Origin of the sequence: Micromonospora gifhornensis (assembly GCF_016863515.1) — a bacterium.
In the GTDB taxonomy this organism is placed as follows: domain Bacteria; phylum Actinomycetota; class Actinomycetes; order Mycobacteriales; family Micromonosporaceae; genus Micromonospora; species Micromonospora gifhornensis.
In genome coordinates this window covers 1-15,928 of sequence record NZ_BOPA01000072.1, presented here as the reverse complement: position 1 = coordinate 15,928, position 15,928 = coordinate 1, and the positions used below count along the sequence as shown (strand labels likewise).

The window sequence follows — 15,928 nt, the reverse complement described above, 5'->3', positions numbered from 1 at the left end:
GCCGGGGACATCAGAGAAATTGCGTACGGACCCGGGGTGCGCGGTGACAGCTGCAGCCAGGACGAGACGTTCCTGCGAGGACGGCAACCGGTGGGGTGGGCAGTCGAGCGACGCCCGAGCAGCGGACGGCAGGGGTCGGGCTGAGGCGACCCACGGTGTGGGTACTACCGCCGTAGACGTGACGGGCATGGCTAACCGGCTAGTACTCCAACGTCACTTCGCCTGTCTGCGCTGGTAGTGGGATCGGCGGGCTCGGGCTTGGGATGTTCGTCGCCAGACCGACCAGTGCAGGATGTGCTCTGGTGGGAGCGTCACGGCGAGGACGAAGGCGTTGAAGAGGTGGCGGATCTCGGCGACGGTCAGCGGAATGATCTCTGGGTCGGTGTCGGGCTGCCGCGCGGCGAGAATGGTCAGGACGGCGAGGGCGAGCATGGCCAAGGTGATGTGGCGGTGCCAGCCGGTCCAGCCTCGGACCTGGTAGTGGTCCAGGCCGACTTGGCCTTTGCCGGTCTGGAACAGCTCCTCAATGCTCCAGCGGGAACCAGCGACGGTGACGAGGGTGTGTAGCGGCGCCGGGCGGGGTGACCAGCACAGATAGAAGGCCAGCTCACCGGTACTGCGGTTGCGGCGGATCAGCAGACATCGATGCTCACCGGGGCTGGTGGCGGTGGTGATCCAGGCCCACAGGTACTCGCGTGGTCCTTTCGCCCCGGGTCCGCAGCTGTGCTGCTGCCACTCGCGGCTGGGGATCCGGTCGGCGAGGTCGTCGACGCGGATGAGGGTGCGGCCGTCGTTGACGTCCACGCGTCGGTCGCAGCCGACGGCCAGGACGTAGCCGATCCCGCGGTGTTCGAGGTCAGCGCGCAGTCCGGGGTCGGCGCCGTAGACCTCGTCGCCGGTAACCCACCCGAACGGGACTCCGGCGTCCAGGGCGGCGGCGATCATCTGCCGGGCCAGCGCAGGCTTCGTGGCGAACCCGACCTGGTCGGGGACGCCGGCGGCGGTGAGGCGGTCGGGCTGCTGACACCAGGTCGTCTCGGGTAGGTAGAGCCGACGGTCGATCATCGCCCGCCCGTGCGGGGCGATGTAGGCCAGGAACACCCCGACCTGGCTGTTCTCGATCCGACCGGCGGTGCCGGTGTACTGCCGCTGCACCCCGACCGAGGACAGGCCCTTCTTCAGGAAGCCGGTCTCGTCGCAGGCCAGCACCGCGTCGGGGTGCCCGAGCTGTTCGATCAGCCAGGCCCGAACGTCGTCGCGGACGGAGTCGGCGTCCCACACCGCCGTGCGCAGCAGCCGCTGCATCGCCTGCGGATCGTCGTGACCCGCCCGCTCCGCCAGGGACCAGCACGTCTTGCGTTCCACGCCCGACAGCAGTCCTTCCACGAACTGCCCGACGGTTCGACGGGGCTCAGCCCGCACGAACCGGTCAGCGACACGCGTTACCGCCTCGTCCAGGATCACCCGCCATCCGGCAGGGTCTACGCTGTGGCACGCGGCCACCGCACGATCTTCGATTGTCCTCACAAACCATCGATGATCAACGCGGTGGCCGTCTTCATACCCGCGCCACGCCCAACGCCGAACCCAAGTGACGTTGGAGTACTAGTCGTAGAGTCGTGGTCCTTTGGCGCCGTCGCCGCAGCTGCGGCGCTTCCATGCCAGGGTGGGCGCGTTGGCGGCGAGGACGTCCAGGCGGGAGTTGCCGACCGTGGTGGGGACCCGCTGGTTGCGGGGCACGGCCAGGACGTAGCCGATGCGCTGTTGCTGCAACCACGTCCGGAATTTCGAGTCCTGCCCGTATGCCTCGTCCGCGGTGACCCACTTCGCTAACAGGCCGGCGGCGATGGCACGTTCAATCATCCGCAGGCCCAGCGTGGGCTTTGTGGCGAACTCGACGCTCGTGGCGATGCCGGCTTCAGCGCGGCGAGCGGGGTCGTCGCACCAGCCGCGGGGCAGATACAACTCCCGGTCGACGGGGATCCGGACGCGACGGCCGAGTTGCTGCGCCGCGCCGACATGCTCCTGCAGGCCCTGCGGATGACGGACCCCGATCCCGGCGGGACGGCCGCGGTGGCCCGCTACATCGGGACCGCGCGGTTGCTCGCTGGCCGGGACAATCCCCCGATCGACGGCACGACGGCCGACATCGCGTGGCTGCTCCGGCAGACCGGTCACCGCGATGAGGCTGTCGACTTCGCCGAACACGGTCTGGCCAACCTGCGAACCGAGTTCGATGGTCGCAAGGTCATATATGCGACCGAGAGCGTCCAGCTGCTCGACATGATCAAGGTGGCCCATATCCGGCTCGTCGCGCTGCTGCTCATGGATGCCATCGACCGCGGCGCCGAGGACCAAGCCGGCGAGCTGGTCGAGGAGCTGACCACGCTCGACGTCTCCGGGGTCAGACCGGACTGCTGGGCCGAGGCCGCGTGCGCGGTTGCCCTCGCATTTCGGCGTTTTCCTGCTCCTGCCGGACCTTCCTCGGACCGGGCGAGTGGTGGGCATCGCGTCTGCAGTGATGGGTGCGCTCGTCGCCGAGGGGGATCTGCGCTGGTTCGCAGTGGTTGGGCCGCTGCTTGCGGCGTTGCCGGAGGATGAAGCAATACTGGCCTGGGCAAGCGGTCGTCGGTTCGAATCCGGCCGTCCCGACAAAGAGGAAGCCCTGACCAGCGGAAACGCGGTCAGGGCTTCGACTTTCTTCTATGATGTTTTGAACCGTCCCCCGAAAACCCCCCGTTTACCGGGTGCGGCATTCAAGTTTGTCATCGGTGTGCATCGTTGGGTGTGGGGATGTGTGTTGCCGGTTGGGGTGGGCGGCGAGGCGTTGCAGGACGTCGGAGACGTCTGGGACTTGGACGGGTTTGGCGGATGTAGTAGGTGGTGGTGACCTCTTCGCTGGAGTGGCCAAGTTGTGCGGCGGCGCTCTTTCGTTGATGAGGGTGGCGACGGTTTGCGGAAGGTGTGTGGGGTGTCCGCGGCGGCAGTTTGCGGGCCATGAGCATGCCGACGGCGGACCGAGTTGCTCAAAGCTCATCCGCTCACCCACCAGCGCCGCCTGATCAGCGACTGATCCCGCGAAGAGGGAATGGGCCTATCCGCTCGGCACGGCTGATGGCCCCGCGTGCTGACGCGCGGCGGCAATCAGGTCCGCCGGGTAGCCGGGTTCGGGCGGGCGATGATTTCGCCGGGGGTGCCCTGCTGGACCGGCACCCCTTCGTGCAGCACGATGATCTGGTCGCAGTTCTGCACGGCCTCACCGAGGTCGTGGGTGATGAACAGGACGGCCAGGCCGATGCCGTCGGCGAGGTGGCGCAGGGTCGCGGCGATGCCGGCCCGGGTGGAGACATCCAGCATGGAGGTGGCCTCGTCGGCGATCAACAGCACCGGATCACCGGCAAGGGCGCGGGCGATGGCGACTCGTTGCCGCTGTCCACCCGACAGCTGATCGGGACGTTTGTCGACCAGGTCGGTAGGGAGTCCGGCCAGGTCGAGGGCTCGGCTGATCCGGGTCGGGTGCAGGTGGCGGGGGGTACCGGCGATCCGCAACGGCTCCGCGACGAGGTCCGCGACCGTCATCGCCGGGTGCAGGGCACCGTATGGGTCCTGGGCGACGAAGCCGAGCCGGTGTCGTACGGCGCGCAGTCGCCGTCCCCGCAGGCGGGTCAGGTTGGTTCCGGCGACCTCGACCCGAGCGCCTCGCCCGGGCGCTGCCGGTGCGGCGGGAGGGCAGGCGTGACAGGCGGTGATCCGGTCGGTGCCGCCGGCGACACCCGACCGGATCACCACCCCGGTCAGTTGTCCGGCGGTGTCGCGGTGGCGGCGACGAGCAGGGACAGCTCTCGGACGAGGTTGTCCAAGGACTGGCCACTCTGCGCGCGGAGCAGTCCGAGGCTCAGGTCCGCCAAGAGGTAGAAACCGAGGGTCTTGGCCTGCTCGGAACTGAACGCGGCGAGGAGTTCCTCGGCACCGCCGAGGTCACCGCGATGCTTGGCCGCGATGACCCCGGCAGCGCGCTGCACCAGTTCCGCCGCGGCCGGGGTGAGGCCGGTCACGCCGGTCAGATCTTCGGCGCGGCGGCGCGGGCGGCATCGAACCGGGCGATCACGTCCGACCAGTTCACCAGGTTCCACAACCGGTCCACGTAGTCCGGTCGCACGTTCTTGTACTGCAGGTAGTAGGCATGCTCCCAGGCGTCGAAGACCAGCAGCGGCGTGGTGCCCTGGCCTACGTTGCCGTGGTGGTCGTAGACCTGTTCCACGATCAGTCGCTGCCCGAGCGGCTCCCAGGCCAGCACGCCCCAGCCGGAACCCTGCACACCCTTGGTCGCCGCCGACAACTGGCCGGCGAACGCCTCGAACGAGCCGAAGTGCTCGTCGAGCGCCGCTGCCAACTCGCCGTCGGGGCGGTCACCGCCGTCTGGGGACAGGTTGCCCCAGAAGATCGAGTGCAGCACGTGACCCGAGAGGTTGAACGCGAACGTCTTCTCCAGGCCGACCAGCGTGCCGAAGTCGCCCTTGGCGCGGGCTTCGGCGAGCTGCTCCAGACCGTCGTTGGCGCCCTTGACGTACGCGGCGTGGTGCTTGTCGTGGTGCAGTTCCAGGATCTGTCCCGACATCGCCGGCTCCAGCGCGCCGTAGTCGTAGGGCAGGTCGGGCAGGGTGTAGACAGCCATCAGAGTTCCTCCAGGGTTGCTGCCAAGATGATGCTCTTGCCACTATCTTGCAATAGAAGCGGTGATGGCGCGGCGAGGAGGGCGGTTGACCACATCGAAGACCGACCGCGTGAACGCCGCGGTGCGGCGGCTGCGTCGCGCCGGCCTACGTAACACCGCCGCCCGACGAGGAGTGCTCGACCAACTCGCCCATGCGGTAGGCGGCCGCGGGCACCTCACCGTGACCGAGTTGCACCACGCGCTGCTCGCCCATGGTGTGGCCGTGGAACTGTCGACAGTGCATCCGGTGCTGCGGCAACTGGTCGAGTGGGGCACCGCGCACACCGTGCCGGTCGGCCGAACGACCACGCTCGGTCTCGCCGACGACGCGCACCACCACGCCGTCTGTGGCGCCTGCGGCGACATGCGGCAGTCGCCCGAAGCGGTCGACGCGAGCCTCGCCACCGCACGCGCCGTCGGGCCAGATCTGCCCGCCCAGCCCGGCGGTGTCGTCGTCTACGGACGGTGCGCGGGGTGCCGGACAGCGACCCGATAAGGGCACAACCCGTCGGCGTACGGTCGGCCCCGACGACGGTGGGATCAGAGCGCCCACCCCGTGCCCGCGGCGCCGGCACGGGCAACCGCAGCGGGCTGGCCGACAGCTATCGACTCGCCCTGCGGGCGATGGCACTGGCCAACGCACGGCTCGACGATCTCACCGACGCGCGGACGCTGCTGGCCGACCATCCCCCACTGTCCGCCGTCGTGGACACCGACCTGCACAGGCTGCAGGTGGTCGGACATCGCCTGCGTCAGGTGTTCCAGAGCGTGACGGCAGGCGGCGAGCGGGAGGCGGTGGACGAGCTCAAAGCCCTGCTGGCCCGGTACCGATTCCGGCCAATGATCTCCGGCACCTCGGCGGTCGACTGGCCGTGCACGTCGCCACACCTGGCACACCGCGCTCGGTCGAGTACGTCGCCGCCGCCGTGTGGGGACTCGCCGTGTGGCTGTGTGAACGGGGTATCGACCGGCTCGGCGTCTCGCGGAACCACGGTGCCCGACCGCGTTCCTCGACGACAGCAGCAACCGATGCCGCCGGTTCTGCTCCGACCGGTGCGCCACCCGCCACCACGTCCGCGCCCACCGCGCCAGACACCGCGCCACCCAGCCCTGACCACTGCCCAGGGAAGCCGGTCGATGGTCACGGCGCAGCCGGTGGAATGAGGAGCTTTACCGAGTGTGGCGACCCAGGTAATCGGGAGCCGAGCCCGATCCGGACTGAGCTTCCCCATCCGCACCCGGACGAGGCCGACCTTTACGCAGACCTGCTCACCGACCGGTATGCTCCGGGGATCGATGGTTGTTCTTAATCCCTTGTGGCGGTCACGTCGGATGGCTGATCCGGCTGGAGGGGGTCCCCACCCGTCACGGTGACATACGGTGCGTGTCTGGTCGCGGATTGACAGCGGCTGTGGGGTGGACGAGACTGGCGCGACAATTGAACAGCCGCGTGTGCGTGCGGGGGAAGTCCGGTCGAAGTCCGGCGCTGGCCCGCAACGGTGGGCCGCCAGGGGTATCCCTGGTGGCGAGCCCGAATACCTGCCGTGCCCGCGAGTCCTGCTCCTCACCCGTCGTGGCCCACGGGTCGGAGGCCGGCCAGTCGCGCCCTCGCCGGGCGGGCCGGGTTCTGATGACCGCCGGGCCGGAAAGGCGCTTCCGATGGTCGTCCGCCTGAGCCGGCACCGCCTGCTCGCCCTGTTCTGCGGCGTACTCGCCGCTCTCACCCTGGCCACCCCGGCGGTCGCCGCGCCCACTCAGGTGGGTGCCGTCCGGCCGGATGCGGCCGCTGGTTGGCTGGCCCGCCAACTCGTTGACGGGGAACGTTTCGAGACCGTCTTCGACGGCGTCGCGTACCCGGACCAGGGGCTGACCCTCGACGCGGTCTTCGCGTTCGCTGCCGCCGGTGCCGCCGACGACTTCGGCGCCCAGGCCCTGGCCTGGGTCACCCGACCGGGCGTTCGCGACGGGTACATCGGCGACGGAGTCACCGAGGCGTACGCGGGTGCGACCGCCAAGCTTGCCCTCGCGGTCGCGGTGCGCGGCGGTGACCCGACTGACGTCGGCGGTGTGGATCTCATCGCCCGGCTGCGCTCGCTCCAGTCGCCCAGTGGCCGTTTCACCGACCTGTCGGCGTGGGGTGATTTCAGCAACGCGTTCAGCCAGTCGTTCGCCATCCTCGCGTTGGACCGGACCACGCAGGGCGTGCCGGCGGCCGCCGCCGGGTGGCTGGCCGGCACGCGGTGCCCCGACGGCGGCTATCCGCTGCTGGCGGCGCAGCCGGTCTGTGTCTCCGATGTGGATGCCACCGCCGTCGTGGTGCAGGCGTTGCGTGCCGCCGGCCGGTCGGCCGACGCCGCTGCGGGGCTGCGCTGGCTGGTTTCCGTGCAGCGCGTCGACGGCGGTTTCGCCAGCGCGGGCGGGGTCGCGAATGCGAACAGCACCGGGTTGGCGGCGCAGGCGCTGCGCGACGGGGGTCGGCCGGTGGCCTGGCTGCGGGCCCGGCTCTTCCTGGCCGGACTACAGGTCGGCTGCGCCGCGCCGGTGGCCGACCGGGGAGCGGTTGATTTCGACGGTGGGGTCTTCGACCCGGCGACCGCCACCCGCGCCACCGCCCAGGCCGTGCTCGGCCTGACCGGCACCGGATATGCCCGGCTCACCACGGCCACCGCGTCTCCCGGTGCCCCCATCCTGCGCTGCCGCTGACGGTCCAGACAGCGCCCGTCCCCTCGAAGGAGTGTCCATGTCCTTTGTCCAGATTCCCGTCCGTAGGTGGCTCGCCGGTGTGCTGGCCACCGCCGTAGTCGCTCTCGGACTGATCGCTGTCGAACCGTCCCCGCGGGCTGCGCAGGCCGCCGCGTGCACCGGGACGTCCGGTGTCACCGTGGTGGTCGACTACGGTCCGCTCGGTGGCGGCGTCCAGGTGGCGTGTGCTCTCGGTGACCCGGCCACCGGGCTTGCCGCGCTGCAGGGCGCCGGCTTCACGGTGACCGGAACGCAGCGGTGGGGCCTGGGGTTCGTCTGTCGGATCAACGGTCAACCGACCGCCGCGACTGAGCCCTGCGTCAACACCCCGCCGGCCAGCGCGTATTGGTCGTACTGGCACGCCTCGGGCAGCGGCGCCGCCTGGACGTACAGCACGCTGGGGGCGACGAGTTACAACCCGGCGCCGGGCACGGTCGAGGGATGGTCCTTCGGTGCCGGTGTGGCACCCAGCATCACCGCCCCCTGACCTGCAGATCGGGCTGATGAGCCGCTGACGCCTGCCGGGTGTCGACGCCGTCTGGCACCGTAGGGTGACCGCACGGTACGGTGTCGACACCCGGTGTGCCGGGCACACAACTGAATGCGTCCCGTTCGGGGGGAAGCCGGTAAAAGCCGGCGCTGACCCGCAACCGTGAGCGAGCCCTGTCTCGCGAGCCGGAATGCCCCGAATCGGACGAGCGGCTTCCACTGTCGAGGTCTACAGGGTGAAGTCCGGGCAGCCGACTTTCGGCACGTCGTCGCGACGGCGTTGCCGGTGCCTTCCGGAGCTTTCACCGACCGCTCTGCGAAAGGCACCCCTGATGCCCACATCCCCGCTCCGGCGCGTCGGCGCCGGTCTCGGCGTCGCCGTCGTCACGGCGCTCGCCATCGTCGTCGCCACACCCCCTTCTGGGGTGGCCGCCTCCTCTGCGGCCCACAGCGCTGCCGCGCGTGACGCCGCAGCCTGGCTCGCCGGCGAGTACGCCGACGGTGTCCTGCCCGGGCCGTTCGGTGGTGCCGACTGGGGCCTCACCATCGACGGCATGCTCGCCCTGGCCGCCACCGGCGTCGACCCGTCGACCCGGCAGGCGGCGACCGCGCAGATCGCCGCGAACGTGCGCTCCTACAACAGCTACGACGACTGGGGCATCGAGGGCTTCACCGACGGTGGCGCCACCGCGAAGTTGCTCTATGCGGCCTCCGCCGCCGGCGCCGATCCGACCGACTTCGGTGGCTGGGACCTACGGGCGGAAACCCTGGCGCTGGTCTCCGGGGCGCACACCGGTCACCAGCACGGTCGGATCACCAGCCGCACCACCGACGAGTCCGGCCAGGACCCGTCCAACACCTTCGATCAGAGCTTCGCGGTCCTCGGTCTGGCCCGCAGCGGCGGCGCACCGCAGGAGACGGTCGACTTCCTGGTCCGGCAGCAGTGCGCGGCCGGTGGGTTTCGGCTGTACCCGGATGCTGCGGGCGCACCGTCGCCGTCCTGCGACGCCGAGAGCAACGCCACGCTCGATGTCGATTCGACCGCGATGGCCGTCCAGGCGCTGCTGGCCGCGGGTGCCGACGACGCGGCGGGACGCGGCGCGGACTGGCTGGTGGCACAGCAACGCGCCGACGGGTCCTTCGGTGGGTCCGGGCCGACCAGCGGCGCGAACTCCAACAGTACCGGCCTCGCCGGTCAGGCACTCGCCGCGGCCGGTCGCGACACCGAGGCCACCCGGGCCGCCCAGGCCCTGGCAGCGCTGCAGCTCACCGGAGCCAACGGTGGTGCCGCTACGGCTGACGCAGGAGCCATCGCCTACGACACCGGCGCGCTGACCGAGGCGGTCGACGAGGGCATCGCCGGCAACCTTCGGGACCAGTGGCGTCGCGCTACCGCCCAGGCGCTGCTCGGCCTGGCCCAGGTGCCGCTCGGCCGGATCGGTCTCGATCCGCCGCCCACCGGCGGCCCTACCCCGTCGACCAGCGCGTCGCCCACGCCCACCGGCTCGCCCGCACCGTCCGCGTCACCGACGCCGACCGACGCGCCGACCGCCAGCCCGACGCCGAGCGCGTCGCCGAGCGACACGCCGACCGCCGGCCCGACGCCGAGTGACACGCCGTCCACGCCTGTCGCCACGCCGACCGTGAGCACCAGCCCGGTCGCGGGCGGACCGGGACGCCTGCCGACCACCGGCGTGGCCATCGGCGGGTACGTGCTCACCGCGCTGCTGCTCGTCGGCGGGGGAGCGGTGCTGCTGGTGCTGGGCCGCCGGCGGGCCACATGAGCAGCCGGGCGGTCCGTGCGGCAGTGGTGCTCGCGGTGACCGCCGCGAGCACGGCCGTCGGGGCGGCTCCGGCCCAGGCCGCCGGCCGCGCCGGTCATTGTCCGGACGCCGACGGGGTGACCGTGGTGGTCGACTTCAAGGAGCTCGGCGGTGGGGTGGTGGTCCGCTGCGCCCCGGGCGACCAGGCCACCGGCCTTGCCGCGCTGAAGAGCGCCGGCTTCCAGATCACCGGCACCCTGCGCTGGGGCGAGGGCTTCATCTGCCGGATCGAGGGTAAACCCTCGGCCGCGACGGAGAAGTGCGTGGACACCCCGCCGGCCAGCGCCTACTGGTCGTACTGGCACGCGCCGGACGGCGGTGCCTGGACGTACAGCGACAAGGGGGTCCTCAACCGCAAGCCCCCGGCGGGCAGCTTCGAAGGCTGGTCGTTCTCGCTGAACCGCAGCGCCGACAATGCGCCGCGACCCGCGGTGGCACCGAACCGGCCGGCACCGCCGCGCACCACACCACCGGCACCGCCGCCGCCCCGCACCTCGGCACCGGCCCCGCCACCACCCGCACCTACCCCACCAGCACCGGGCAACCCGCCACCCGCCCTCCCGCCACCGACCGCGGACGCACCCGTGGCACCCGGCGTCGGCACCCCGACCGGTGCAGGTGGTACGCCCGCCGCCTCGGTCCCGGTCGCGCCGACCGGCGACCCGTCGGGCCCTGCGCCGCAGGTGCCGCCGACGGCGAGCGTCGTTCCGCCCCTGGGCGCCGCCCCCGTGCCGTCGACCGACCCGACGGGCTCGCTCCCGCCGGTCGAGGTGACCGGGGCCCGGGACGGCGACGGTCTGCCGCTGGGCACCCTGGCCGGGCTGTTCCTGCTGGTGGCACTGGTCGGCGGCGGTGTCCTCGCGGCCCGTCGTCGGCGTACCCCGGATGACTGACCGGGCCGTCGTCGACAGCGGACCGCCCGCCCGGGTGTCGGCGTGGTCCGGGGTCCGGTCCGTCCGGGCCGGCCGGCTACCGCGCAGCCTGCACCCGGGCGCGTGGTGGTGCTGGGCGCTGGGGCTGGCCACCGCCGCCAGCCACACCACGAACCCGCTGCCGCTGGCGATGATCGTCGCCGCGGCCGCGCTGGTGGTGGTCCGTCGTCGCGGCGACGCCCCCTGGGCGCTGGCGTTCCGGATGTACCTGGTGCTCGGTGCGGTGATCGTGGCGATGCGGGTGCTGTTCCGCCTCGTCTTCGGCGGTGGTCAGGGCGACCACGTCCTGCTCCACCTGCCGGAGATCCCGCTGCCCGCCTGGGCGGCCGGTATCCGGCTGTTCGGTCCCGTCGCCGCCGAACAACTCCTCGGCGGCTTCTACGACGGGCTGCGGCTGGCCACGATGCTGATCTGCCTCGGTGCCGCCAACGCCCTGGCCAACCCGAAGCGGCTACTCAAGGCCGTACCCGGTGCCCTGTACGCGGTCAGCACGGCGGTGGTGGTTGCCCTGTCGGTCGCCCCGCAACTGGTCGAGAGCGTGCTGCGGGTACGCCGCGCCCGCCGACTGCGCGGTGCTGCCGGGCACGGCCTGCGCGCCCTGCGGGGCATCGCCGTGCCGGTGCTGGCCGACGCCCTGGACCGGTCCCTCGCCCTGGCGGCGGCGATGGACTCGCGGGGTTACGGACGCACCGCCGCCGTACCGGCCGGTCAGCGTGCACTCACCGGTGCCCTGGTGCTCGCCGGGCTGGTCGGTGTCTGCGTCGGCACGTACGGCCTGCTCGACGCGACCGTGCCGGGCTACCTCGGTCTGCCGATGCTGGTCGCCGGGCTGGCCACGGCAGTGGCCGGAATGCTGCTGGCCGGGCGTCAGGTGCGGCGTAGCCGCTACCGCCCCGACCGGTGGCGGCTGGCCGAGCTGGCCGTCGCCGGGTGCGGCCTGGCCACTGCTGCGGTGATGACGATGGCCGGCACGGTGGATCCGGAGCGGCTCTACCCGCCGGTCAGCCCGCTCACCTGGCCGGAGTTGACGCCCCTGGTGGTGCTCGCGGTGCTGGTGGCGGTGGCACCGGCCTGGCTGGCCCCACCGGCGCCGACGGCGAACCCCGCCCCGCGACCGCTGCCCGTGCCACCGGCGGCGAGCGGCCGTACCGACCACACGTCGCCTCGCGACACCGCCCAGCCGGAGGCACACCGATGATCGACTTCGACCGGGTCACCGTCCGGTACGCCGAGAGCCGCGAGCCGATGCTGCGCGACGTCCGCCTGCACATCCCGGAGGGCGAGCTGTGCCTGGTCGCCGGGCGCACCGGAGCCGGCAAGTCGACGCTGCTGCGGGCCATCAACGGCCTGGTGCCGCACTTCACCGGCGGCACCCTGTACGGCACCGTCACCGTGCACGGCCGGGACACCCGGGCACATCCGCCGCGTGACCTGGCCGACGTCGTCGGCGTGGTCGGCCAGGACCCGCTCGCCGGCTTCGTCACCGACACCGTCGAGGAGGAACTCGCCTACGGCATGGAACAACTCGCGCTGCCCGCGCCGGTCATGCGCAAGCGCGTCGAGGAGACCCTCGACCTGCTCGGCATCGCCGAGCTGCGGGACCGTCCGCTGCGGACGCTCTCCGGCGGGCAGCAGCAGCGGGTCGCCATCGGTGCGGTCCTCACCAGCCACCCGCAGGTGCTGGTGCTCGACGAACCGACCTCGGCGCTGGACCCGACCGCCGCCGAGGACGTGCTGGCCGCCGTCACCCGCCTGGTCCACGACCTCGGTGTCACCGTGGTGGTGGCCGAGCACCGACTCGAACGCGTCGTGCAGTACGCCGACCGGCTGCTCTACCTGCCCGGTGACGGCACTGTCGTCGACGGGCCACCGGACGCCGTGCTCGCCGGCATCGAGCTGGCCCCGCCGTTGATCGAGTTGGGCCGCGTCGCCGGCTGGACACCCCTGCCGCTCTCCGTCCGCGACGCCCGGCGTCGTGCGGGCGACCTCCGGCAGCGGCTCGCCGACGCGTCGCCCCCACCGGCCGCGCCGGTGCCGGACGGCGTACCGGCGCTGACCGCGCGGGGCGTCGTGGTGCGGTACCCGGGCACGGTGGCGGTGCGCGGCGTCGACCTCGACCTACACCCGGGACAGGTCGTCGCGCTGATGGGCCGCAACGGCTCCGGGAAGTCGAGCCTGCTCTGGGCAGTGCAGGGCAGCGGCCCACGCCAGAGCGGCACGGTGACCGTGCCCGGCCCGGACGGCGACACCGATCCGAAGGCGCTGCCCGCCGCGCAGGCCCGACGCCGGGTCGGACTGGTCCCGCAGACCCCCGGCGACCTGCTCTATCTGGAGACGGTGGCGGCCGAGTGCGCCCAGGCCGACCGGGAGTCCGAGGTGCCCGACGGGACCTGCCGGGAGTTGCTGGACCACCTCACCCCCGGGCTGCCGGCCGACCGGCACCCACGGGACCTGTCGGAGGGGCAGCGGCTGGCCCTCGCGCTCGCGGTCCAGCTCACCGCCGCCCCGCCGGTGGTCCTGCTCGACGAGCCGACTCGGGGGCTGGACTACCGGGCCAAGCGGCAGTTCGCCACCGTGGTCCGCCGGTTGGCCGCGCAGGGTCGGGCGGTCGTGGTCGCCACCCATGACGTCGAACTCGTCGCCATCCTCGCCGACCGGGTCGTGGTGATCGCTCAGGGCGAGATCGTCGCCGACGGTACTGCCGCCGAGGTCATGCTCGCCTCACCGGCGTTCGCGCCCCAGGTCGCCAAGGTCCTGGCCCCGCAGTCCTGGCTGACGGTGGACCAGGTCACCACGGCGCTGACCCGAACCGAGGTGCCGCGATGAGCGTGCTGCGGGTCGCCCCGCGCACCGCCGTCATCCTGACCCTGGCCTCCGTCGCCGCGCTCGCCACCTTCACCTGGCCGTTCTTCGTCCCCGCCCAACCTGAGAGCATGGCCCGCACCACCGAGGCGCCGCTGGTCTTCATTGTCGTCCTACCGATCCTGCTCGCGCTCGTTCTGGCCGAACTCAGCTCCGGCGGCATCGACAGCAAAGCCCTGGCGATGCTCGGCGTACTCGCCGCCGTCAACGCCGCCCTACGCCCGCTCGGCGCCGGCACCGCCGGCATCGAAACGGTGTTCTTCCTGCTCGTGCTCGCCGGCCGGGTCTTCGGACCCGGGTTCGGTTTCCTGCTGGGTGCCATCTCGCTGTTCGCCTCCGCGCTGCTCACCGCCGGGGTCGGACCCTGGCTGCCGTTCCAGATGCTGGCCGCGGCCTGGCTGGGGCTCGGCGCGGGGTTGCTGCCGTCCCGGCTGCGGGGGCGGGCCGAGATCGCCGTGCTGGCCGGGTACGGCGCGGTCGCCGCCTACGCGTACGGGCTGCTGATGAACCTCTGGTTCTGGCCGTTCAGCGTCGGCGCGGACACTCAACTCTCCTACGTCGCCGGTGCACCGGTGCTGGAGAACCTGCACCGCTTCGCGGTCTTCACCGCCGTCACCTCCACCTTCGGCTGGGACACCGGCCGGGCGGTCACCACCGCCGTCGCCATCGTCCTGGTCGGACCGGCTGTCCTGGCCGCGCTGCGCCGAGCCGCCCGCCGGGCCGCGTTCGACGCCCCGGTCACCTTCGCCACACCATCGGCACCTGGGCCTGTGCCGATCACGCCCGCGAAGGATGGTGGTTGCGGTGTGCGCCCGCAGGGCAGCGGACAGCAGGTTCCGGCGGTCGACCCTCATCTTCCGCCACAGACGCCCTTCCCATAGCGACGCACTCGCGAACGGGTAACCGGACAGGGTGCCATGTTCACCGCCCACCTGACGCGAGCTCGAGTAACACTGCGCTGCGACACGCTCGACACACCAATTGGTGTTACACCCTTTCTGCAGTGCCCTCACGTGGGGCCAGTCGTAGCTGGTTCGCCTACCAATCCATCGTGGTCGAGGCAAGAGGGCACCCAGCGGAAGTTCGGGACCACACCGCAGCGGTGAGTGGGAACGGCCGCCGTCATCACGCACCGGACCCGCCAGGTCTGGCAAGCGACGGCCAGTAGGTACGAGCACGGTGCCTGGTACACCTCGGGCATCCGATATCGGTACCCCGGCCCTGATCAGTCGTGGCCTCGGCGTCGTGAGCCGGACCAGATCGCCGACTGGTCCACGCTGTGCTCAGCAGCACCACACCGACCGAGGGCTCCAAGGCGAAGTACCAGATCGGCCCGGCCTTGGCTGACCGGGTGAGCGAGCAGGCCACCGACCTGCTCGCGGCATTCCCGCTCTATCGCGGCGTCGACCTCGCCTGAGCGGATTGGTCCGGGTGGCGTCACCTCGCGTGCGTGCCGCCCGGACCGTCAACCTTCTTCCGACAGCCGGCCCACGTCGGTTCAGATCAGATTGGCGACGGTGGCGACCGTGTCGGCGAGGCCGAGGCATGGACCCAACATCCCGGCCGTCGGGGCGGTCTGTGGAGGCCACCCCTTCCCGGCAATCACGACGGTGGGCCGACAACCCGAGACGTGGGCGAGTGTCCCGAGGATCTGCGGCCCGCGGCCATGCCGGCTGTGACTCCACACCGCGACGACGGTGGGTCGGCTACGACCGACCGCGTCGACGAGCGTGGCGGGCTGCAGCCCGGCACCGAGGTGTAGCGAGGCGATCCCGTCTTCGGCGAGTGCGGCGGCCAGGGCGTCCAGCGCCACGCGTTCGCGGCGCTCGTCGATGGCTACCAGGAGGACGCGCACCGGTGATCCGGAGCATGGTCACGGCACCGTGGCGAAGACCTCACTCAGACAGCGGGCAAGCACACGGCGGGTGAGCGCTCGACGTGCCTCGCTGTATCGGGCTCGGCTGATCAGGATAAAGGCGGGCTCGACCAGGGTGTGCCAGGTGTGTACCACGCCGTGTGCGGTGACCGCCGCTGTCAGCGTTTCCCGGAGGGTGAGCACGTCCATGCGGCGAGCGGCGCGGGCGATCCCGCGGGCCGCGGACTGGGGTGTGGTGGTCGCCGCCAGGATGGTCGACGGGCGGCATTGTCGCCTGTCGACGAGCTGCAGGGCGGCTTCTGCTGCGGACAGGCCACGCGCGGTCAGTTGGGCCATCATCGTGAGTACGGCCACGTCCTGTGGCGTGTAACGGGCGCCGAAGCCGGCACTGCTGGTCGTGCCGGCCAACACCGACTACCGGTGCATCGGTGTCGACACGATCAGTCTCAACATCGCTGAGACGGTGCACTGGTCACGGAAGCCATCCTAG

General features: G+C 71.6%; 17 protein-coding genes and 1 pseudogene. 11 read left to right on the top strand and 7 right to left on the bottom strand.

Going from position 1 to position 15,928, the window contains the following annotated elements; all coding sequences use genetic code 11:
* Positions 1 to 213 precede the first annotated feature (213 nt).
* On the bottom strand, positions 214 to 1,461 hold the full coding sequence (locus Vgi01_RS29545; protein ID WP_425559838.1) for an IS701 family transposase: 1,248 nt from the start codon (positions 1,459 to 1,461) through the stop codon (positions 214 to 216).
* Positions 1,462 to 1,605: 144 nt separating this feature from the next.
* Complete coding sequence (locus tag Vgi01_RS31000) at positions 1,606 to 2,358, bottom strand: transposase (RefSeq protein WP_233196635.1); 753 nt, start codon at positions 2,356 to 2,358, stop codon at positions 1,606 to 1,608.
* 163 nt (positions 2,359 to 2,521) lie between these two features.
* Here Vgi01_RS31000 and Vgi01_RS31320 point away from each other — a divergent pair, with 163 nt between their 5' ends.
* On the top strand, positions 2,522 to 2,890 hold the full coding sequence (locus Vgi01_RS31320; protein ID WP_204293249.1) for a hypothetical protein: 369 nt from the start codon (positions 2,522 to 2,524) through the stop codon (positions 2,888 to 2,890).
* A gap of 254 nt (positions 2,891 to 3,144) precedes the next feature.
* On the opposite strand, the gene Vgi01_RS29530 is transcribed toward Vgi01_RS31320, so the two are convergent.
* The 3 genes from Vgi01_RS29530 to Vgi01_RS29520 are packed head-to-tail and all read right to left on the bottom strand — an operon-like array spanning position 3,145 to position 4,675.
* Positions 3,145 to 3,789 carry an ABC transporter ATP-binding protein gene (locus Vgi01_RS29530; RefSeq protein WP_158244847.1) on the bottom strand — a complete coding sequence of 215 codons (645 nt, stop codon included), beginning with the start codon at positions 3,787 to 3,789 and terminating at the stop codon, positions 3,145 to 3,147.
* Positions 3,790 to 3,794: 5 nt separating this feature from the next.
* Positions 3,795 to 4,055, bottom strand: coding sequence for a superoxide dismutase (locus tag Vgi01_RS29525; protein ID WP_102656672.1), 261 nt, complete (start codon positions 4,053 to 4,055; stop codon positions 3,795 to 3,797).
* A 5-nt stretch (positions 4,056 to 4,060) separates the two neighbouring features.
* On the bottom strand, positions 4,061 to 4,675 hold the full coding sequence (locus Vgi01_RS29520) for a superoxide dismutase (RefSeq protein ID WP_203223453.1): 615 nt from the start codon (positions 4,673 to 4,675) through the stop codon (positions 4,061 to 4,063).
* A gap of 85 nt (positions 4,676 to 4,760) precedes the next feature.
* Here Vgi01_RS29520 and Vgi01_RS29515 point away from each other — a divergent pair, with 85 nt between their 5' ends.
* The 10 genes and pseudogenes from Vgi01_RS29515 (at position 4,761) to Vgi01_RS31560 (ending at position 14,979) form a co-directional block, all read left to right on the top strand.
* Positions 4,761 to 5,210: a Fur family transcriptional regulator gene (locus tag Vgi01_RS29515; RefSeq protein WP_158244848.1), complete on the top strand. Its 450-nt coding sequence runs from the start codon at positions 4,761 to 4,763 to the stop codon at positions 5,208 to 5,210.
* Positions 5,211 to 5,750: 540 nt separating this feature from the next.
* Positions 5,751 to 5,828, top strand: a pseudogene (locus Vgi01_RS30990) (CGNR zinc finger domain-containing protein); the annotation flags it as partial.
* A gap of 545 nt (positions 5,829 to 6,373) precedes the next feature.
* Positions 6,374 to 7,417 (top strand): prenyltransferase/squalene oxidase repeat-containing protein, encoded by a 1,044-nt coding sequence (locus Vgi01_RS29505; RefSeq protein WP_102656675.1) that lies wholly within the window; start codon positions 6,374 to 6,376, stop codon positions 7,415 to 7,417.
* A 31-nt stretch (positions 7,418 to 7,448) separates the two neighbouring features.
* The gene (locus Vgi01_RS29500; RefSeq protein ID WP_199180083.1) at positions 7,449 to 7,943 is read left to right on the top strand and encodes an SCO2322-related protein; all 495 of its coding nucleotides are present in this window, start codon (positions 7,449 to 7,451) and stop codon (positions 7,941 to 7,943) included.
* Between the two features lie 334 nt (positions 7,944 to 8,277).
* Positions 8,278 to 9,729 carry a prenyltransferase/squalene oxidase repeat-containing protein gene (locus Vgi01_RS29495; protein WP_102656677.1) on the top strand — a complete coding sequence of 484 codons (1,452 nt, stop codon included), beginning with the start codon at positions 8,278 to 8,280 and terminating at the stop codon, positions 9,727 to 9,729.
* Positions 9,726 to 10,661: an SCO2322-related protein gene (locus Vgi01_RS29490; RefSeq protein ID WP_102656678.1), complete on the top strand. Its 936-nt coding sequence runs from the start codon at positions 9,726 to 9,728 to the stop codon at positions 10,659 to 10,661. The genes Vgi01_RS29495 and Vgi01_RS29490 overlap by 4 nt, the downstream gene beginning before the upstream one ends.
* On the top strand, positions 10,654 to 11,898 hold the full coding sequence (locus Vgi01_RS29485) for a CbiQ family ECF transporter T component (protein WP_204293248.1): 1,245 nt from the start codon (positions 10,654 to 10,656) through the stop codon (positions 11,896 to 11,898). The genes Vgi01_RS29490 and Vgi01_RS29485 overlap by 8 nt, the downstream gene beginning before the upstream one ends.
* Positions 11,895 to 13,526: an ABC transporter ATP-binding protein gene (locus Vgi01_RS29480; RefSeq protein ID WP_204293247.1), complete on the top strand. Its 1,632-nt coding sequence runs from the start codon at positions 11,895 to 11,897 to the stop codon at positions 13,524 to 13,526. The genes Vgi01_RS29485 and Vgi01_RS29480 overlap by 4 nt, the downstream gene beginning before the upstream one ends.
* Entirely contained in the window at positions 13,523 to 14,443 is a 921-nt protein-coding gene (locus tag Vgi01_RS29475; protein ID WP_204293246.1) for an ECF transporter S component, read from the top strand. The genes Vgi01_RS29480 and Vgi01_RS29475 overlap by 4 nt, the downstream gene beginning before the upstream one ends.
* A gap of 398 nt (positions 14,444 to 14,841) precedes the next feature.
* Positions 14,842 to 14,979, top strand: a complete 138-nt coding sequence (locus Vgi01_RS31560) for a hypothetical protein (RefSeq protein ID WP_155222109.1) — start codon at positions 14,842 to 14,844, stop codon at positions 14,977 to 14,979.
* 81 nt (positions 14,980 to 15,060) lie between these two features.
* On the opposite strand, the gene Vgi01_RS29465 is transcribed toward Vgi01_RS31560, so the two are convergent.
* Positions 15,061 to 15,417 carry a hypothetical protein gene (locus Vgi01_RS29465; RefSeq protein ID WP_204293245.1) on the bottom strand — a complete coding sequence of 119 codons (357 nt, stop codon included), beginning with the start codon at positions 15,415 to 15,417 and terminating at the stop codon, positions 15,061 to 15,063.
* An 18-nt stretch (positions 15,418 to 15,435) separates the two neighbouring features.
* Complete coding sequence (locus Vgi01_RS29460; RefSeq protein ID WP_204293244.1) at positions 15,436 to 15,846, bottom strand: hypothetical protein; 411 nt, start codon at positions 15,844 to 15,846, stop codon at positions 15,436 to 15,438.
* Positions 15,847 to 15,928: the final 82 nt, after the last annotated feature.